The sequence below is a fragment of the Natranaeroarchaeum aerophilus genome (genome assembly GCF_023638055.1).
Classification (GTDB): domain Archaea; phylum Halobacteriota; class Halobacteria; order Halobacteriales; family Natronoarchaeaceae; genus Natranaeroarchaeum; species Natranaeroarchaeum aerophilum.
This window is the reverse complement of the sequence record NZ_JAKRVY010000001.1, coordinates 57,268-73,752: the sequence shown is the minus strand read 5'-3', so window position 1 is coordinate 73,752 and position 16,485 is coordinate 57,268. Positions and strand designations below refer to the sequence as shown.

19 protein-coding genes are annotated in these 16,485 nt (G+C 64.1%); 13 read left to right on the top strand and 6 right to left on the bottom strand.

Annotation, left to right across the window (positions count from 1 at the left end):
• Positions 1-59: 59 nt before the first annotated feature.
• Positions 60-1,412: a cytochrome P450 gene (locus AArcSt11_RS00370; RefSeq protein ID WP_250593639.1), complete on the top strand. Its 1,353-nt coding sequence runs from the start codon at positions 60-62 to the stop codon at positions 1,410-1,412.
• Positions 1,413-1,581: 169 nt separating this feature from the next.
• Positions 1,582-2,115: a peptide-methionine (S)-S-oxide reductase MsrA gene (gene msrA / locus AArcSt11_RS00365; RefSeq protein ID WP_250593638.1), complete on the top strand. Its 534-nt coding sequence runs from the start codon at positions 1,582-1,584 to the stop codon at positions 2,113-2,115.
• Here the strand turns inward: msrA and AArcSt11_RS00360 are convergent, their stop codons facing one another.
• Positions 2,116-2,691: an Sjogren's syndrome/scleroderma autoantigen 1 family protein gene (locus tag AArcSt11_RS00360; RefSeq protein ID WP_250593637.1), complete on the bottom strand. Its 576-nt coding sequence runs from the start codon at positions 2,689-2,691 to the stop codon at positions 2,116-2,118.
• A 48-nt stretch (positions 2,692-2,739) separates the two neighbouring features.
• Complete coding sequence (locus AArcSt11_RS00355; RefSeq protein WP_250593636.1) at positions 2,740-3,240, bottom strand: histidine kinase; 501 nt, start codon at positions 3,238-3,240, stop codon at positions 2,740-2,742.
• 176 nt (positions 3,241-3,416) lie between these two features.
• Here AArcSt11_RS00355 and mdh point away from each other — a divergent pair, with 176 nt between their 5' ends.
• Both mdh and AArcSt11_RS00345 read left to right on the top strand, forming a co-directional pair.
• Positions 3,417-4,331 carry a malate dehydrogenase gene (gene mdh / locus AArcSt11_RS00350; RefSeq protein ID WP_250593635.1) on the top strand — a complete coding sequence of 305 codons (915 nt, stop codon included), beginning with the start codon at positions 3,417-3,419 and terminating at the stop codon, positions 4,329-4,331.
• A 358-nt stretch (positions 4,332-4,689) separates the two neighbouring features.
• The gene (locus tag AArcSt11_RS00345; protein ID WP_250593634.1) at positions 4,690-5,223 is read left to right on the top strand and encodes a GNAT family N-acetyltransferase; all 534 of its coding nucleotides are present in this window, start codon (positions 4,690-4,692) and stop codon (positions 5,221-5,223) included.
• Between the two features lies 1 nt (position 5,224).
• Here AArcSt11_RS00345 and AArcSt11_RS00340 read toward each other — a convergent pair whose 3' ends face one another.
• Entirely contained in the window at positions 5,225-5,470 is a 246-nt protein-coding gene (locus AArcSt11_RS00340) for a ferredoxin (RefSeq protein ID WP_250593633.1), read from the bottom strand.
• A gap of 103 nt (positions 5,471-5,573) precedes the next feature.
• On the opposite strand from AArcSt11_RS00340, the gene AArcSt11_RS00335 reads away from it, so the two are divergent.
• Positions 5,574-7,868 (top strand): ATP-dependent DNA helicase, encoded by a 2,295-nt coding sequence (locus AArcSt11_RS00335; protein ID WP_250593632.1) that lies wholly within the window; start codon positions 5,574-5,576, stop codon positions 7,866-7,868.
• Entirely contained in the window at positions 7,869-8,381 is a 513-nt protein-coding gene (gene cgi121, locus AArcSt11_RS00330) for a KEOPS complex subunit Cgi121 (RefSeq protein ID WP_250593631.1), read from the top strand.
• 6 nt (positions 8,382-8,387) lie between these two features.
• Here the strand turns inward: cgi121 and AArcSt11_RS00325 are convergent, their stop codons facing one another.
• Both AArcSt11_RS00325 and AArcSt11_RS00320 read right to left on the bottom strand, forming a co-directional pair.
• Entirely contained in the window at positions 8,388-9,143 is a 756-nt protein-coding gene (locus AArcSt11_RS00325) for a DUF7537 family lipoprotein (RefSeq protein ID WP_250593630.1), read from the bottom strand.
• 41 nt (positions 9,144-9,184) lie between these two features.
• The gene (locus AArcSt11_RS00320) at positions 9,185-11,371 is read right to left on the bottom strand and encodes an ATP-dependent DNA helicase (protein WP_353617652.1); all 2,187 of its coding nucleotides are present in this window, start codon (positions 11,369-11,371) and stop codon (positions 9,185-9,187) included.
• Positions 11,372-11,451: 80 nt separating this feature from the next.
• Here AArcSt11_RS00320 and AArcSt11_RS00315 point away from each other — a divergent pair, with 80 nt between their 5' ends.
• The 5 genes from AArcSt11_RS00315 to AArcSt11_RS00295 all read left to right on the top strand — a co-directional run bounded on the left by AArcSt11_RS00315 (position 11,452) and on the right by AArcSt11_RS00295 (position 13,866).
• Entirely contained in the window at positions 11,452-11,964 is a 513-nt protein-coding gene (locus tag AArcSt11_RS00315; protein ID WP_250593629.1) for a TspO/MBR family protein, read from the top strand.
• A gap of 56 nt (positions 11,965-12,020) precedes the next feature.
• Positions 12,021-12,266 carry an AbrB/MazE/SpoVT family DNA-binding domain-containing protein gene (locus tag AArcSt11_RS00310; RefSeq protein WP_250593628.1) on the top strand — a complete coding sequence of 82 codons (246 nt, stop codon included), beginning with the start codon at positions 12,021-12,023 and terminating at the stop codon, positions 12,264-12,266.
• On the top strand, positions 12,263-12,691 hold the full coding sequence (locus tag AArcSt11_RS00305) for a type II toxin-antitoxin system VapC family toxin (RefSeq protein ID WP_250593627.1): 429 nt from the start codon (positions 12,263-12,265) through the stop codon (positions 12,689-12,691). Before AArcSt11_RS00310 ends, AArcSt11_RS00305 begins: the two co-directional genes overlap by 4 nt.
• 46 nt (positions 12,692-12,737) lie before the next feature.
• Positions 12,738-13,349, top strand: coding sequence for a helix-turn-helix transcriptional regulator (locus AArcSt11_RS00300; RefSeq protein WP_250593626.1), 612 nt, complete (start codon positions 12,738-12,740; stop codon positions 13,347-13,349).
• Between the two features lie 151 nt (positions 13,350-13,500).
• Positions 13,501-13,866, top strand: a complete 366-nt coding sequence (locus AArcSt11_RS00295) for a hypothetical protein (RefSeq protein ID WP_250593625.1) — start codon at positions 13,501-13,503, stop codon at positions 13,864-13,866.
• 24 nt (positions 13,867-13,890) lie between these two features.
• On the opposite strand, the gene AArcSt11_RS00290 is transcribed toward AArcSt11_RS00295, so the two are convergent.
• Complete coding sequence (locus AArcSt11_RS00290) at positions 13,891-14,883, bottom strand: replication factor C small subunit (RefSeq protein WP_250593624.1); 993 nt, start codon at positions 14,881-14,883, stop codon at positions 13,891-13,893.
• Between the two features lie 96 nt (positions 14,884-14,979).
• On the opposite strand from AArcSt11_RS00290, the gene samp2 reads away from it, so the two are divergent.
• Together samp2 and trpB are read left to right on the top strand one after the other, a co-directional pair.
• Positions 14,980-15,177 (top strand): ubiquitin-like small modifier protein SAMP2, encoded by a 198-nt coding sequence (gene samp2, locus AArcSt11_RS00285; RefSeq protein ID WP_250593623.1) that lies wholly within the window; start codon positions 14,980-14,982, stop codon positions 15,175-15,177.
• 72 nt (positions 15,178-15,249) lie between these two features.
• Positions 15,250-16,410: a tryptophan synthase subunit beta gene (gene trpB, locus AArcSt11_RS00280; protein WP_250593622.1), complete on the top strand. Its 1,161-nt coding sequence runs from the start codon at positions 15,250-15,252 to the stop codon at positions 16,408-16,410.
• The last annotated feature ends 75 nt before the right edge of the window (positions 16,411-16,485 follow it).

Below are 16,485 nucleotides of genomic sequence, written 5' to 3'. Positions count from 1 at the left end.
AGTTGTCGTTATCGCCCGAACATCCTTCGGGACGGACGTTCTTTGCTAGCATAGCAACGATGACGACAGCAGACTCATCCGGGTCGTCGCCACGTCCGTTTGCCGACATCCCCGGCCCTGAGGGGGACCCGCTGCTCGGCAACACCGCCGAGTTCGTCGACGACCAGCTCGGGTTCTACACGCGTGTCGCACGTACGCACGGGCCGATCGCCCGCTACAGTATCGGTCGCTACGAGTTCCTCCAGGTGAGCGATCCCGAGTACGTCCAGCAGGTGCTGGTACGCAACAATCAGGCGTACACGAAGGGCGAACGCTTTCAGAGCACCCTCCGACCAGCGCTGGGGAACGGGCTGCTCACCAGCGAGGGGTCGTTCTGGCGCTCGCAACGCCACGCCGTCGAGCCGGCGTTCCATCCCGATGCCCTCCAGGGGTTCGGCGACGTGATGGTCGAGGCGACCGAACGGCTCTGTGCGGAGTGGACGGCCGGCCACCAGCGCGATATCCACGACGATATGATGTCCCTGACCGTGGAGATCGCCGCCGAGGCGCTGTTCGATATCGATATCCGCGATGAAGAGGAGGCGATCGCGGACGCCCTGGAGACCGTGATGGATCGGGCGACAAAGCGGATCCGGCGGCCGATCGACATCCCCGACTGGGCCCCGACGCCGGGGAACCGTCGGTTCGACCGGGCGATGGACGACCTCCACGCCGTCGCCGACCGGATCATCGACCAGCACGAGGAGGGCACCGGGAACGGCATTGACGTCGTCTCGCTGTTGCAGTCGAAGGACGATCCGCCCTCCCGCGAGCAGATCCGTGACGAGGTCGTCACGATCCTGCTTGCCGGCCACGAGACGACCGCGCTCGCGCTAACCTATACCCTCCACCTGCTCTCGGAGAACCCACGGCAACGAGCAGCGTTACAGGCGGAACTCGACGACGTGCTCGGCGGTGACCGGCCGACGGTTGCCGACCTCCCCGACCTGCCCTACACCGAACAGGTCGTCAAAGAGGGGATGCGGATCTACCCGCCGGTGTACGATCTGATCAGGGAGGCCGCCGAGCCGGACGTGATCGGAGGGTATCGGATCCCCGAAGGGACCTCGGTTACCTTCCAGCAGTGGGTGCTCCACCGCGATCCCCGGTTGTACGACGACCCGCTCGAGTTCCGTCCGGGGCGCTGGACCGACGGGTTCGAGCGGGAACTGTCGGCGTTCGCGTACTTCCCCTTCGGCGGCGGACCGCGCCGCTGTATCGGCGACCGCTTTGCGATGATGGAGGCCCGACTGGTGCTCGCGACCATGCTGCAGGACTGGACCGTCGAGTCGACCGTCGACGAGCTCTCCTTCGCACCGTCGCTCACGCTCCGACCCGATGGACCGGTAGAGATGATCCCACGGCGAGCGTAGCGAGCCCGGGTTTCGGGGTCGCCCAACGATACAGTATTCGAAGTGAAACACTTCGTATTTTGTAGTATAAGGAGAGCCAGTCGTGCGGGCGAGGTCACTCCCCGACCCACCGTCCCGAGAACGTGTACGACCACCGAATACAAGCCGCTCGCACCCCTTCGTCTAGTCGATGACTGATAACTCACTGGCCCACGCAACGCTGGGCGGGGGCTGTTTCTGGTGCACCGAAGCGGCGTTCAAGGAACTCGACGGCGTCGAGTCGGTAACCTCGGGCTACGCCGGCGGCCACGTCGAGAACCCGAGCTACCGGGCGGTCTGTCAGGGGACGACCGGCCACGCCGAAGTTATCCAGATCGCGTACGACCCCGACACGATCAGCTACGTCGACCTACTGGAAGTGTTTTTCACGATCCACAACCCGACCACGAAAGACAGGGAAGGGCCGGACGTGGGCTCGCAGTACCGCTCGATCGTGCTCTATCACGACGAGAAACAGCGTGAGCTCGTCGAGGACTTCGTCTACGAGCTCGACCAGTCCGACGCGTACGACGACGAGATCGTCACCGAGATCGAGCGCCTGGAGACGTTTTACGGGGCCGAGGCGAAACACCAGGATTACTTCGAGAAGAACCCACAGGACGCTTACTGCCGGATGCACGCCGGGCCGAAAGTAGAGAAAGTCCGCAAACAGTTCGCGGAGTAGCTACCGACGCAGGGCGTCGAGCGCTTCGGCGGCCTCGCGGGCCGCGGCGAGTCGTTCTTTTGCCTGTCGTGGGTCCGACTCCTGGGCCGCCTGTCGCGCCAGTTGGGTGATCGAATCGGCCAGTGCGGCCTGGGCCTCCGCGAGGTCGCCACTCGGCGTCCCGGCGTGTTGCGTGGGTGTTGTCGATGGCTCTTCGGCGGTGTCGCCGCCCTGTGGCTCCGGGGGAGCGCGGGCCTGTGGCTGCTGGTGCCCGGTCGACACTTCCCGCTGGGGCGACTCCTCGGAGGCTGTCGGCTGCCGGTCGGTCGGCGCTGGCTGCCCGTCGCCGGAGTCCGTCTCGACCGCGGCGGTTCGCTCGGCGACGTCCTGATCGGCCGCCTGGCCGCAGCTGGGACAGAACTCCTGGCCGCTCTGTCGGAAAACCGGATCGCCGCAGGCGTCACAGTGTTTGTTCGTCATCGTCGCGCCCTGCAGGAGCAGTTCGCTCATGTGTTCGGTGGCCTCGCGGTCTGCCTGTTCCTCGCCGTACTTCTCGCGTAGCTTCTCGCGCTCGGCTTCCTTGTCGAACTCGCTCATGTCAGTAGGCAGGACGTGCACGGACAAAAAACCAGCAAGTTCAATTCTCTACTCTCCAGCGGCCAGCGCGTAGGCGACGGCCACGGGTACGGCGAACATGACGTGGCCGACGGTACTCAGCAGCGTCGCGGGGAACGCGACGTTCGGGAACGGCGGCGCGCCGCCGAAGTTCATCGCACCGAGCCAGAGCGGCATCACGAGCACGGCAAGCAGTACGGTGGTCAGAATGCCGTACGCGACGCCGAGGGGGATCGCGTCGGGTAGCGTGCCCGCCCGGGCGCTGAGGCCGGTGTTGCCGACCAGCAGGACGTAGGCGATACCGAGGACGACACCGTGGAACTGGTGAATCGCCCAGCCGGCCGCGAGCGCCGGCCCCTCGATCCCGTACATCGCGGGAATCGCCATCTCCAGCATGGGCGCGGGAATCACGAACTGCATAAGCAGCCCGAACAGGACGCTGCCGACGAAGCCACCGGCGGCTCCGGCGGCGAGCTCGGTCGTTGCGACGGTGCCGATCAGATTCGAACGGGTGTCGGTTGTCGTTGCCATCTGTACACGTAGATGGATCACGGACGTATGTCAACACATCTCAGACTGGCGCTCGCTACGCATAGCCGGAGTATAATTAAATAGTACCTCTGATTGGCGGGTAAAAACCGACATACAGCGCTGCTTTGGACGGTTCCGAAGGTTTATTCATCATGGATTGACCAGTTACAGGTGGTATGAGTAAAGTCAGCGTGGTCGGAGCAGCCGGGACGGTCGGGGCAGCAGCAGGATACAATATCGCCCTTCGCGACGTCTGTGACGAACTGGTGTTCGTCGACATCCCTGATCAGGAGGATACGACGATCGGACAGGCGGCCGACGTCAACCATGGCACGGCGTACGACTCGAACACGACGGTTCGGCAGGGAACGTACGCCGACACCGCCGGGTCGGACGTCGTCGTGATCACGGCCGGGATTCCGCGCCAGCCCGGCCAGACCCGGATCGATCTCGCGGGCGACAACGCGCCGATCATGGAGGATATCGGCTCATCGCTGGCAGAACACAACGACGACTTCGTGACGATTACGACCTCGAATCCCGTGGATCTGCTCAACCGCCACCTCTACGAGACGGGCGAGCGCGCCCGCGAGAAGGTGATCGGCTTCGGCGGGCGGCTCGACTCCGCGCGCTTCCGGTACGTCCTCGCCGAGCGCTTCGACACGCCGGTCCAGAACGTCGAGGCGACGATACTCGGCGAGCACGGCGACGCCCAGGTACCGGTGTTTTCGAAGGTCCGCGTCGACGGCCGCGATCCGGAGTTTAGCGACGACGAGAAAGGCGAGATCCTCGACGAACTGAAAGAGAGCGCGATGAACGTCATCGAAAAGAAAGGCGCGACCGAGTGGGGGCCTGCAACCGGGGTCGGGCACATGGTCGAGGCGGTTCTCCGGGACACTGGTGAAGTCCTTCCCGGATCGATCCCGCTCGACGGCGAGTACGGCCACGAGGACGTCGCACTCGGCGTCCCGATCCGACTCGGCTCGAACGGGGTTGAGGAGGTCGTCGAGTGGGGACTCGACAGCTTCGAGCGCGAACAGCTGGGCGAAGCGGCCGACAAACTCGCCGAGCAGTACGCGAAGATCGAGTAGCGTCGGCGTATCGGGATCGGGCGTTCTCAGTTCTCCACGGGCCCGTGTTCCGAGCGGTTCCGGCGCTCGTCGATCAGTACTGACTCGGATACCTCCGCGTCAACGAACTCGGCCCACTCGAAGATGTGTGACCTCTCTGGAGCCATTCTCATGCGGTGATGCCACAGCATCTTCAATAATTGTTTCTCTCATACCCATCGAGTGATGAACAGCCCAGTGACCGATGCGCTGGCTTCGAGGTCGTGGGCCAGTTCTCTTTGCACACTTCATAATTCGAAGCTTGTTACTACAGTTTTCGAAGTCAGGGGGGCAGCCGTGCTGTCGAGACTGTTAACACGCTCGACGATGAACTGCTGCTGTGAGCGGGGAACTGACCGTCCGCCGGTATCGTCCCGGTGAGAAAGCCCGGATCGAGGCGGTGATGGAGGCTGCCCATCGAGATGCGGATGCGTGGATCCCGGGTCTTGACGATCACGACAGTATCGCCGACGGGTACTTTTCCGATGGTGAGTTTCTCGTCGGAACGCTGGACGGCGATATCGTTGGGACGATCGCCTACCGGAAGCCGGGGGACCTGCTACGGGAGTTGCTACATGACGTGGATGATACGACCGCACAGCTGGAGCGGTTCAACGTCTTGCCCGAGTACCAGCGGGAGGGACATGGCACCCGGCTGTACGAGGAACTGAAGCGTCGTGCCCGGGCCCACAGCTACGAGGAGTTCGTCCTCCACACCACGCACAGACAGACTGCCGCACAGCACTTCTACCGCGTGAACGGGTTTCGAGAGGTTCGCCGAGTCGAGGTAACCCGGTTTGCCCGCCCGTTCGAGCTACTGTGCTACCGGAAACCGCTCGATGACTCGTCGCCGTACGATCCGTACCCGATTTGAGCTACGGAATGATCTGCTCGCCGTCGTCGTCGTACACCACGATGGCATCGACCGGACAGGTCCGTGCGGCGAACTTCGCGTCCAGTTCGGCGTCGTCGGGGATCTCACGGCGGAACAGGTCTTCTTCGACTTCCTCGCTCTCCGCGAGCACTGCCTTCCCGGCGTCCTCGTCCTTCTCGAAGGCGTCCCACTCGACGACACATTGGAACATCCCGATACAGGTGTCTCGATCGAACTCGACTTCCATGGCACGGCGTTCGCGCGACGAGGATAAAGTCGTGACGGAGGTGGCAGATGTCGGCCCGAGCGGGACGCAAGTTTAAACCCGAACAGGAGCCAACGCGTGAGTAATGCAAACGGCGGATCTATCGGGTCTTCCTCCCGGCTTCATCGAGTATCTCGCTGCGGAGGGGATCGAGGAGCTATACCCACCGCAGGCCGCGGCCGTCGAGGCCGGTATTCTGGACGGCGAAAACGTCGTCGCAAGCGTACCGACCGCCAGCGGGAAGACGCTGATCGCCCAGCTTGGAATGCTGTCGGCCATCGAGCGCGGGGGCTCGGGCGGCGCGTCGACCGGGCGGGCGCTCTATATCGTCCCACTGCGGGCGCTCGCCAGCGAGAAGAAGGCCGAGTTCGAGGCGTTCGAGGCCTTCGGCGTCTCGGTCGGCGTCTCGACGGGCAACTACGAGGCCGACGGGGAGTGGCTCGCCGACAGGGACATCATCGTTGCGACCAGCGAGAAAGTCGACTCGCTTGTTCGGAACGGCGCGCGCTGGATCGACGACATCGACTGTGTCGTCGCCGACGAAGTCCACCTGATCGACGACTCGAATCGTGGGCCAACCCTGGAAGTGACGATGGCGAAGCTCCGCCAGCTCAACCCCGACCTGCAGACCATCGCGCTCTCGGCGACGGTCGGCAACGCCGACGAGATGGCCGACTGGCTCGACGCCGAACTCGTCGACACCACGTGGCGACCGATCGATCTGAAGAAGGGCGTCCACTTCGGGAACGCCCTCCATCTCGACGATGGTACCCAGCGCGAACTGCCGGTCGAACGCGGACAGAAACAGACGGCCGCGATCGTCCGGGACACCCTCGACGACGGGGGCTCCTCGCTCGTGTTCGTCAACTCCCGGCGCAACGCCGAAGCGGCGGCACGACGCCTCGCGGACGTCGTCGAACCGACGCTCTCGCCCGACGCTCAGGCCGAGCTTGCCGACATCGCCGCCGAAATCAGGGACGTCTCCGACACCGAGACCAGCGACGACCTCGCGGACGCCGTCGAGCGCGGCGGGGCCTTTCACCACGCAGGGCTTGCGCCCGAACACCGCTCGCTCGTCGAGGACGCGTTCAGGGATCGCCTGCTGAAGGTCGTTTCGGCGACACCGACGCTGGCTGCTGGCGTCAACACCCCGAGCCGCCGGGTGATCGTCCGCGACTGGCGACGCTACGACGGGACCGCGGGCGGGATGCAGCCCCTCGACGTCCTCGAAGTCCACCAGATGATGGGGCGGGCGGGTCGTCCGGGTCGGGACCCGTACGGCGAGGCCGTCCTGCTGGCGAGCAGCCACGACGAACTCGACGAGCTGTTCGATCGGTACGTCTACGCCGATCCTGAACCCGTTCGTTCGAAGCTCGCCGCCGAACCCGCCCTGCGGACCCACGTTCTGGCCACTATCGCCAGCGGCTTTGCCCGCACCCGCGACGAGTTGCTTGACTTCCTCGCCGAAACCTTGCACGCCAGTCAGGCCGACGATCCCGAGCGCCTGGAACAGGTCGCCGATACGGTGATCGAGTATCTGGAGCGCAACGAGTTCGTTGGTCGTGACGGCGACGACCTCGACGCCACCAGTCTCGGCCACACCGTCTCGCGGCTCTACCTCGACCCGATGAGCGCCGCCGAGATCGTTGATGGGCTAGACGCTGCCGAGGGAGAGCCGACTCCGCTCGGGCTCTACCATCTCGTTTCGCGGACGCCCGACATGTACGAGCTCTACCTCAAGTCGGGCGACCGCGAGGAGTACACCGAACTCGCCTACGAGCGCGAGACCGAGTTCCTTGGCCCGATGCCAAGCGAGTTCGAGGACGTCCGCTTCGAGAGCTGGCTGTCGGCACTCAAAACAGCTCGAATGCTCGAAGACTGGGCCGAGGAGGTCGACGAGGACCGGATCACCGAGCGGTACGGCGTCGGTCCGGGAGACGTTCGTGGCAAGGTCGACACCGCCGAGTGGCTGCTCAACGCGGCCGAACAGCTTGCTTCCGATCTCGATCTGGACGTCACGCCGTCGATCCGCGAGGCCAGAAAGCGCGTGGAGTACGGCGTCAGCGACGAGCTGCTCGAACTCGCGGGCGTCCGCAGTGTCGGGCGAAAACGCGCCCGGCGGCTCTACGACGCGGGGGTCCAGAACCGATCACAGCTTCGCGAGGCCGACAAATCGGTCGTCCTCGGCGCGCTCCGGGGGCGCACGAAGACCGCCGAGACCATCCTCGAAAACGCCGGACGGCAGGACTACTCGATGGACGAGGTGAGTCCGGACGAGAGCGTTCGGCCCGGTAGCGATTCGAACGGGGAGTCAAACGGCGACCGCTCGGACGGCGAGGCAACCGAGGACGCCGGACAGGCCAGTCTGGGTGATTTCTGAATGGAGTTACTCGAGGGGGAACTCGTCGTCGGGGATCTCGACGCGTTCATCGAAACGCTCGCAGCGATTGGCGATGAGTACGACTGCACGATCCAGGCCTTCGACGGCCGGTACGTCGCTGGCCGACTGCATCTCGAACGAGCCCTTGCCCTTGCCGACCGGGCAATTGAGCGTGGCGAGAACGTGGCACGCGATCGGTCCGTGGAGATACTGCTGTACGCCGCCGGTCGGCGACAGATCAACAAGGCACTCGAAATGGGGCTCGAAGCAGGCGACAATGAAGCGGTCGTGCTCGTCGACGGGCACGAGGAGTCGGCCGACGAAGCGGGTGCGATCGCGGCGCTCGAATCGCGACTCGATCTGACGCCAAGCCCGACGCTCGCGACCGAGCACGCCAACGAGGAACTGCTCCGGGAGTTCTTCGATATCGGTGCCGCGGAGCTGGCCGCGACGGACGCGTCGCTCGCGGAGCTCGTGCGTGAGCGGGTCGCGCTGCTGGACGTCGAGAAGTGAGTTCCGCTACTCCCGTGCCTCGTCGAGCCAGTCGGGTTCCTCGACAGTAACGTCGTCGTACGTGAACTCGAAACTCGCCTCGACGTCCGCACCGTCGGGCACGGTGTAGGAGACGCTAAAGGAGTGGAACGCACCCTCCTCGTCGACGACGATCTGCGTCTCGACATCCTCGACGTCACCGAACGTCGTATTCTCGTCGAGTACGCCGGAACCGCTGTAGGTGAGTCGTCGTGGATCGTCGTCGGACACATCCTCCAGTTCGAGATCAGCGGCCGCGAGCGCCGGGCCGAACGTCCCAAGCGAGACAGCCTCGGGCGTCTCGATCTCGTCGGCCTCGTACTGGACGTTCTCACCGTCGTCGATCCGCGTGTAGACGAGCCCGTCGCCGTCCCGGTAGGTCTCGGCGGTGCTCTCGGTCAGGTCGATCCGGGAGTACTCCGTGCCAGCGCCGTCGGCTCGCGTCGTCAGTGACAGCTGCTGGACACGGTCCTCGCCGTCGTCGGTTGGGATTGTCAGCTCGATCGTGGTCTGGCCATGAACCGGCCTGTCGGCGATTGCCGCCTCGTGGCCTGCGAGGGCCTCGTCGGCGTCAGTGACGCCGTATTCATCGAAGCCAGCGGGATAGGTCGGGTCGATCTCCTCCTCTCCGTTCTTTTCGTCTCCATCCTCTTCCTCGCCGTTCCCGTCGTCGCCCGACTGGCCGTTACAGCCAGCCAGCGCGACGAGACTCCCCATTCCGAGTAGAACACGCCGTCGATGCATACCCGCACACGGACGCCGGTCGAACAAAACCGTTCTGGCCGTCAGGGCGTCGGCGGCGCGCCATCGTATGCGTCGTGATCGGTGTAGAAATTGAGCATGGCGAATTTGAGTTTCTCCGGATCGACGTCAAGCATCTCCTCGCGTTCCTCGGCGGGGAACGCATCCCTGACGCTGTACTTCCCGAGGTCACGCTCCTTCTCGGCGGTATAGCGCGAATCCAGCAGGATCCGCACGCCGACGTCCTCGGGCGAGCGAAGCACCCGGCCGAGTGCCTGTCGTGTCTTCCGGATCGTCGGGATCTCGACGGCGTAGCGCCAGCCGGCGTCGTCGACGCCCGCCCGTCCGCTGAACGCGGCGTCGTAGGCCTCCTGTACCGCCTCGGAGCGGTCGTCGAGATGCGGGTACGGGACCCCAACGACGGCGACGGTGTGGGCGTCGTCACCGTCGAAGCTCACCCCCTCCGAGAGGGTCCCCCACAGCGAGGTCAGCAAGACACCGCCGTCGTCGTCGACGAAGGACTGGCGGAGCTCCTCGGCGCTCGTTCCGGCCTGATCGAGGTAGAGGCTGTCGGTCGGAATGGCCGACTGCAGGTGTCCGTGGTATCGCTCGGCCTCGCTATAGCTGGGGAAAAACGCGAGCGTGTTCCCGGGCGTGAACTCGGCGGCGTCGGCGAGCGTGTCCGCAACGGCACCCTGCACTTCGGGATCCTCGCGGTCGCTGGCGAATAGGGGTGGCGTCCCGACGGCGTAGGTGCGGCGGTTCTCCGGGGGGAACTGCAGCCCGTAGGCCAGCGTGACGGGGCTCTCCAGTCCGAGAACGTCCTCGAACACGTCGAACGGGCGCAGGGTTGCGCTCATCAGGACGGCAGCGTGGACCTCCTCGAACAGCTCGCCGGTCACCTCTCTGGGGATGCAGGTGTACAGCTCCGCGCGGCCGTACACCTCGCCGGTTCCCTCGTTACGTCGGACCGAGACGACCGGATACTTCCCGAGTTCCGTTCCGTCGGCCATCCACGACTCCAGGAACCGTGCGGCGGCGATCGTCTGACACTCCTGGCGCGTGCTCGACTCGCCGCTCTTGTAGGCCTCCTCGTACTCCTCCTCAAGCTCGCGCCCCAGCTTTCGGGCCGACTCGATGTCGTCGTCGATCCCGCGCCCGGTGTACCCCTGCAGGAACGCTCTGGTGAGGTCGTCCCGGCCCTCCTCGTTGGCGATGGCGACGTCCTCCCAGTTCTCGTCGACCCCGTCGCGCCCGCCGAAACCAAAGGAGTCCTCGTACGTCTCCACGAGGGCGTCTCTGAACGTTCGGATGACGTTCTCGGCCTGCTCGGCCCGCAGGTCGTCGCTCTCTTTTAGCTCGTCCAGCGCGGCGTCGAGCGTGTTCTCGGTGAGCGTCTTGGTTGCGTGTTCGCGGGCCGACCCCTCGACGTTGTGGGCCTCGTCGAAGACGGTGATGACGTCGTCGGGCTCGCGACCGAGCCAGCGGAAGAACTGTTCGCGGATGGTCGGGTCGAGCAGGTGGTGGTAGTTACAGACGACCAGATCAACGCCCTCGATCCCCTCCTTGAGGAGTTCGTAGCCACAGAAGCCCTGCTCGCCGGCGTGCTCGTAGATCTCGTCGGGCGTCCGGACGTCCTCGTAGAGCCAGTTGTAAAAGGCGTCAGTATCGGCAGTGAGGTTCTCGTAGTAGTACTCGCAGGTGTTCTGTTCCTGCAGGTTCTCGACCTGTTCTTCGAGCGCGTCGAGTTCGTCCATCACGGCGCTCCGGGCCTCCGTGGCGCGCTCGTCGCCCTCCTGACTGGCTTCCAGCAGCTCCTGTTCGCGCCGTTCTAACTGCTCTTTGTCGCGTTCTGCATCGACCAGATCGTAGGTGTTGTCCCGCAGCACCTGACACTCCTCGTAGTCGACGTCGATGTGACACATCGAGGATTTCCCGCGGAAGACGATCGCCCGGATCGACTCCCGTTTCGTGATCTGGCGGGCCTCGTGGACGAACTGACGCATCTGCTGGTGGACGTTCGTTGTGATGACGACCGTTTTGTCCGCCTCGCGGGCGTACTCCAGTGCGGGCACGAGCGCCGAGAGCGTCTTTCCCGTCCCGCAGGCCCCCTCGAAGAGGACGTCCTGCCCGCGGGAGAGCCCGTTGTAGATGCGGTCCATCGCCTCTCGCTGGTTCTCGTAGGGCTCGTCGTAGGGGAAAAAGCGCATGTACCCGTTGGACTCTGGCACATCTGCGAGATGGTGCGTATTCTACTAAAAGGGTTCGCCCGACCCAAACGGCTACCAGCCTTCGCCTCCTTTATTCACCCATGAGCCACTCGACCTCCGCGGACATCAGGGGCCGCTTCGACGACCTCGACGGGCGCGATCTACTCGCCCTGGCCGGGTTCATCGTCGGCGTCAACGTCGTCGGCGCGCTGCCGGCCGTCTTCGCGGGGGCAGATACCTCATGGATCGAACGGCCCTGGTTCTATCCACCGGAGATCGCGTTCCCGATCGTCTGGACGCTCCTGTTTACCCTGATGGGCGTCGCCCTCTTTCTCCTCTGGCGGCGTGGGTTCGGGCGACGTGACGTCAAGCTCGCATTTGGCGTCTTCGCCGCCCAGATGGCGATCAACGTGACGTGGACGCCGGTATTCTTCGGGCAACAGGAGCCCGGCTGGGGGCTCGTGATCATCGGCGTCCTCTGGACGGCCATCGTCGCGACGATTTACGTCTTCGATCGGGTTGACCGACGGGCGGCTGCCCTGCTGGTGCCGTATCTGGCATGGGTCACGTTCGCCGCGGTGCTGAATTTCGAGATCTGGCGGTTGAGTGCGTGAGCTGGCAGTACGCTTTTGAGTAAGGCGACCAAATATTTTGTAAGGAGAAACACAGAATGTCTTACGAAGCAACCGTCACCAGCAAAGGGCAGGTCACGATCCCGAAAGCGGTTCGAGAACGGCTGAATCTCGAACAGGGTGAGAAGATCCTGTTCCGGTTCGAGGAGGACGGCAGTGTTCGCCTCGTCGCCGTCCCCAGTGATCCCATGGAACGTCTCGAAGCGGCACAGGATCGTGCTGCACCGTACGATCTCGATGCGTCCGAACTGATTGAGCGCGAACGCCGGGACTGGGGACGGTGATCTACCTCGATTCGTGGGTCTGGCTGGAGTTCGGGTTCAGGGATGACCAGTGGGAACTGGCAGCCGATGCGATCGACGAAGCACGCCGTGCGGGCGGAGCGTTTTCCACGATCGGTCTCACGGAAGTCGATTATATTTTGACGCGTGAGACTGACCCTGAGACGGCCGATTTCGTGACGAGTGCGATCGAGGACTTCGAGGCGATTCACGTCGTCCCCGTCTCGACGGAGATCGCGATCTATGCGTCCGAACTCCGATCGAAATATTACGAGCGGCGGGAGCGGGAACTGTCGTATGCGGACGCAATTCATCTGGCAACCGCGAGCGTTCTCGACTGTGATCGGCTCTATACCGGCGATTCCGACTTCCAGGATCTCGATGAAGTCGATACAATCGTTCACTGGCCCCGGAAAAGTGAGCGGTGAAAACAGAACGCTTTGATACGTTCGCGTGCAAGATTACCACAAGACCGTGAACGCAAGACAGGCAGATTACGTCGCGCTCGCACTCGTCGGGACCGTGTTCGTCCTCGGCCTCGCGTTCACCTGGCAGTCCTACCAGCAGTGGCTCGCGCTGGGAGAGATGGGCGGGCATATGGGGGGCGCGACGGCGATGCACGGCACGCACCCGCTATGGTACCTGCTCGGCACCGTCGTCGCCGTTGCCCTCGCGGGCGGTGGCTACCTCGCGGTCCGCGATCAGTTCGTCGCGGACGATGCTACTGGGACCACGAGTGCGGTGATGGCCGACGACCCGGTGGCGGCTGATGCTGGCGTCGATTCGGCTGCGGACACGGCAGGCGACGGTGGAACCGGTGATACTGTCGAGTCGAGTGATGCCGACGAGCCAGACCGTCCATCACGCCCCCTGCTTGACGTCCTGCCCGAAGACGAACGCCGCATTCTCCAGCCGGTCGTCGACTCGCCGGGGCTGACCCAGATCGAACTTCGTGATCGTGCGGACTTCTCGAAGAGCAAAGTGAGCCAGACGGTGAGTGACCTCGAACAGCGCGGACTGCTCTACCGCGAACCGCAAGGGCGGACGTATCGCGTGTACCCGTCGGACGAGCTCGACGAGCCGTAGCGCTACACTCCCGATATCTGGCCGGACGAACGATCTCTTCGAAAGGAACGCCTCAAAACCGCGTAAAAACGTTCTAAAACGTTCTCGTAGATGAGTTCACGGCCGTGGACATAACCACTCGACCCCACTTTGTACAACTGGACGACCCACCATGAGACAGACACTGACCACAATCGTTGTTGCACTCGCGATCGTCGTCGCGCTGTTCGGAGCCGTCGGCTTCGTCAGTGCTGATGCGACTAACCAGCAGAGTCCGCAGACGAACGGCCCCGTCGGAACGATGGCCGATCACGCGCCCGGGCAGTTCGGCGAGATGATGGACAGTATGGCAACCGAGCATGTCCCGGGAATGCACGGCACTGAACATGCCCACGGTCCGCACCACGCCGAGCACGAGCACGGTGAACATCACGCCGAGCACGAACCCCGGGAACAGCACACCGGTCACCAGCATAGCGAGCGCCACGCCGGGAACGGCGAGGGCGAACGCCATACCGGACACGGCGGCCACTGCTGACCGGCTGGCGACGTTTCCGGTGGACTACTCGCCAGTCTCCAGCGCGAGCGAGGCCAGCATTGCCTCTAGCTGGACCTGCTCGTTTGCGCCCTGCGTGATCCGATAGTCCGCTTCGCCGACGCGATCCATCAGCCGCACGGCGGCCTCCTCTTCGATCTCCAGGTCCCAGACCGACCGGTGCAGCTGGTCGATGATGTCGCCGCCGGCGATCCCCTTGTCGACGAGCAGGTCCCGGAGCTGGCTTCGCGCGGCGACGAAATCGCCATCGATCGCCGTCTGGACCATCTCCTGTACTTCCTCGGGACGGGCCGTCGCCGTGATCTTGAAGACCGTCTCCTCGTCGACGGTCTCACCCATCACTGCGGCGGCCTGCAGGGCGTTGATCGCCTTGCGCATGTCGCCATCGGCGGCGTAAATCAGTGCGTCGACGCCGTCCTGGGTGAGCGTGATCCCTTCCGCATCGGCGATCTTGCGGATCTGTGTCTCGACGGCGTCGTCGCCAAGCGGCGCGTACCGGAAGACGGCACACCGGGACTGGATCGGGTCGATGATCTTGCTGGAGTAGTTACATGAGAGGATAAAGCGGGTGTTGTTCGAGAACTGCTCCATCGTCCGGCGCAGTGCGGACTGGGCATCGCTAGTCAGGGCGTCGGCCTCGTCCAGAAAGATGATGCTCGGCTTCGAGCCCGCGCGGCCGCTCCAGTCGGTGCTGGCGAAGTTCTTGATTTTCTCGCGGACCACGTCGATCCCGCGCTCGTCGGAGGCGTTCAGTTCGAGGAAGTTCTCCTCCCAGTTGTCGCCGTACAGTTCCTTGACGATGGCGACGGCGCTCGCGGTCTTGCCGACCCCCGCGGGTCCGGCAAACAAAAGATGTGGCAGGTCGTCGCGCTCGATGTAGCTCGCGAGACGGTCGGTGATATTGTCGTGGCCGACTACGTCTTCGAGCGTGTGCGGCCGGTACTTCTCCGTCCAGACGTCCTCGCGGCCCCCCACTGACTCGGATTCGGCGTCGCTCATACTCCCTGTACGGTCCTTCGGCGCAATAAAACGTCCGAGACTGTAACCGACCACTGTGGCGACACCCTCAAGCCCTCGACAGGGTAAACATGATGTATGCAGGTTACCGTCGAGGTAAAGGGCGAGGAAACGGTTGAACTCGACGTCGAGGACGAAACCTATGCGGAGCTCCTGGAGCGCGTCGACGTCAGCCCGCACGAGGCGTCCGTGCTGGTCGACGGTCGCCCGGTCCCGGAGGATCAGCCGGTGGAGGCGGAGCACGTCACCGTGTTACGGCTGATCAAGGGCGGGTAATGCGTCTCGACGACCGATCCCGGTGAGCGTCACTACCGCACGATTTAGGGTAATCCACGCCAAGTGAGGGGTATGTCATCCGATGGCAAGTTCGGTGAGTTCGGTGGCCGACACGTTCCGGAACCGCTCGAAGAGCCCCTGCAGGGGCTGGCAGACGCCTTCGATCGGTTCGTCGACGACGAGGAGTTCCAGTCCGAGCTCTCCTACTACCTGAAACACTTCGCGGGTCGCCCCACGCCGGTCTTTTACGCCGAGACGCTGAGCGAGCGCTACGACGCGGAGATCTACTTCAAACACGAGGACCTGCTCCACGGCGGTGCGCACAAGCTCAACAACACGCTGGGACAGGCGCTGCTCGCAAAGCGTGCGGGCAAAGAGCGACTGATCGCCGAGACGGGCGCAGGACAGCACGGCACCGCGACGGCGATGGTCGGCGCGTTACTCGATATCGACACCACGGTCTACATGGGCCGGAAAGACATCCAGCGCCAGGAGATGAACGTCTTCCGGATGCGCCTGATGGGGGCCGACGTCGAGGAGGTCACCCGCGGCAACGAGGGGCTCGCCGAGGCGGTTGACGCGGCACTCGAAGACCTGATCGAGAGCTACGAGGATACTCACTATCTCGTCGGCAGCGCAGTCGGTCCCGACCCGTTCCCGCGGATGGTCCGGGAGTTCCAGTCGGTCATCGGCGAGGAGGCCCGCGAGCAGATCAAGGAGCTGCACGGCGACCTGCCCGACGCCTGCGTCGCCTGCGTGGGCGGCGGCTCGAACGCCATCGGCCTCTGGCACGCGTTCAAAGACGACGATGTGGCCTTTTACGGCGCAGAGCCGGGCGGCATCGACGACGCGCACCACTCCGCGCCGCTCTCGAAGACGAGAAAGGACGAGCCCGAGATCTTCCAGGGCATGAAGACGAAGGTGATCGACGAGGACACCGAGAATCACTCGGTCTCCGCTGGGCTGGACTACCCTGCAGTCGGCCCCGAACACGCCGCCTTGCAGGCGCTCGGGCGCGCGGAGTACCACGCTGTTTCGGACGAAGAGGCACTCGCCGCGTTCCGGGAACTCAGCGAGAGCGAGGGGATCATTCCCGCGCTGGAGCCGAGCCACGCCATCGCGCTCGCGATCAAACTCGCCGAGGAGGATCGCCAAGATACGATCCTCGTCAACCTCTGTGGCCGCGGCGACAAAGATATGCAGACCGCCGCCGAGAAGTTCGACCTGAGCTAAGTGTTGGGCCGGGCGAGTGATCGGCTAGCACTTCGTTGCCACGTAGCGTCCGGATAGATCACCTTCTGGCCACTG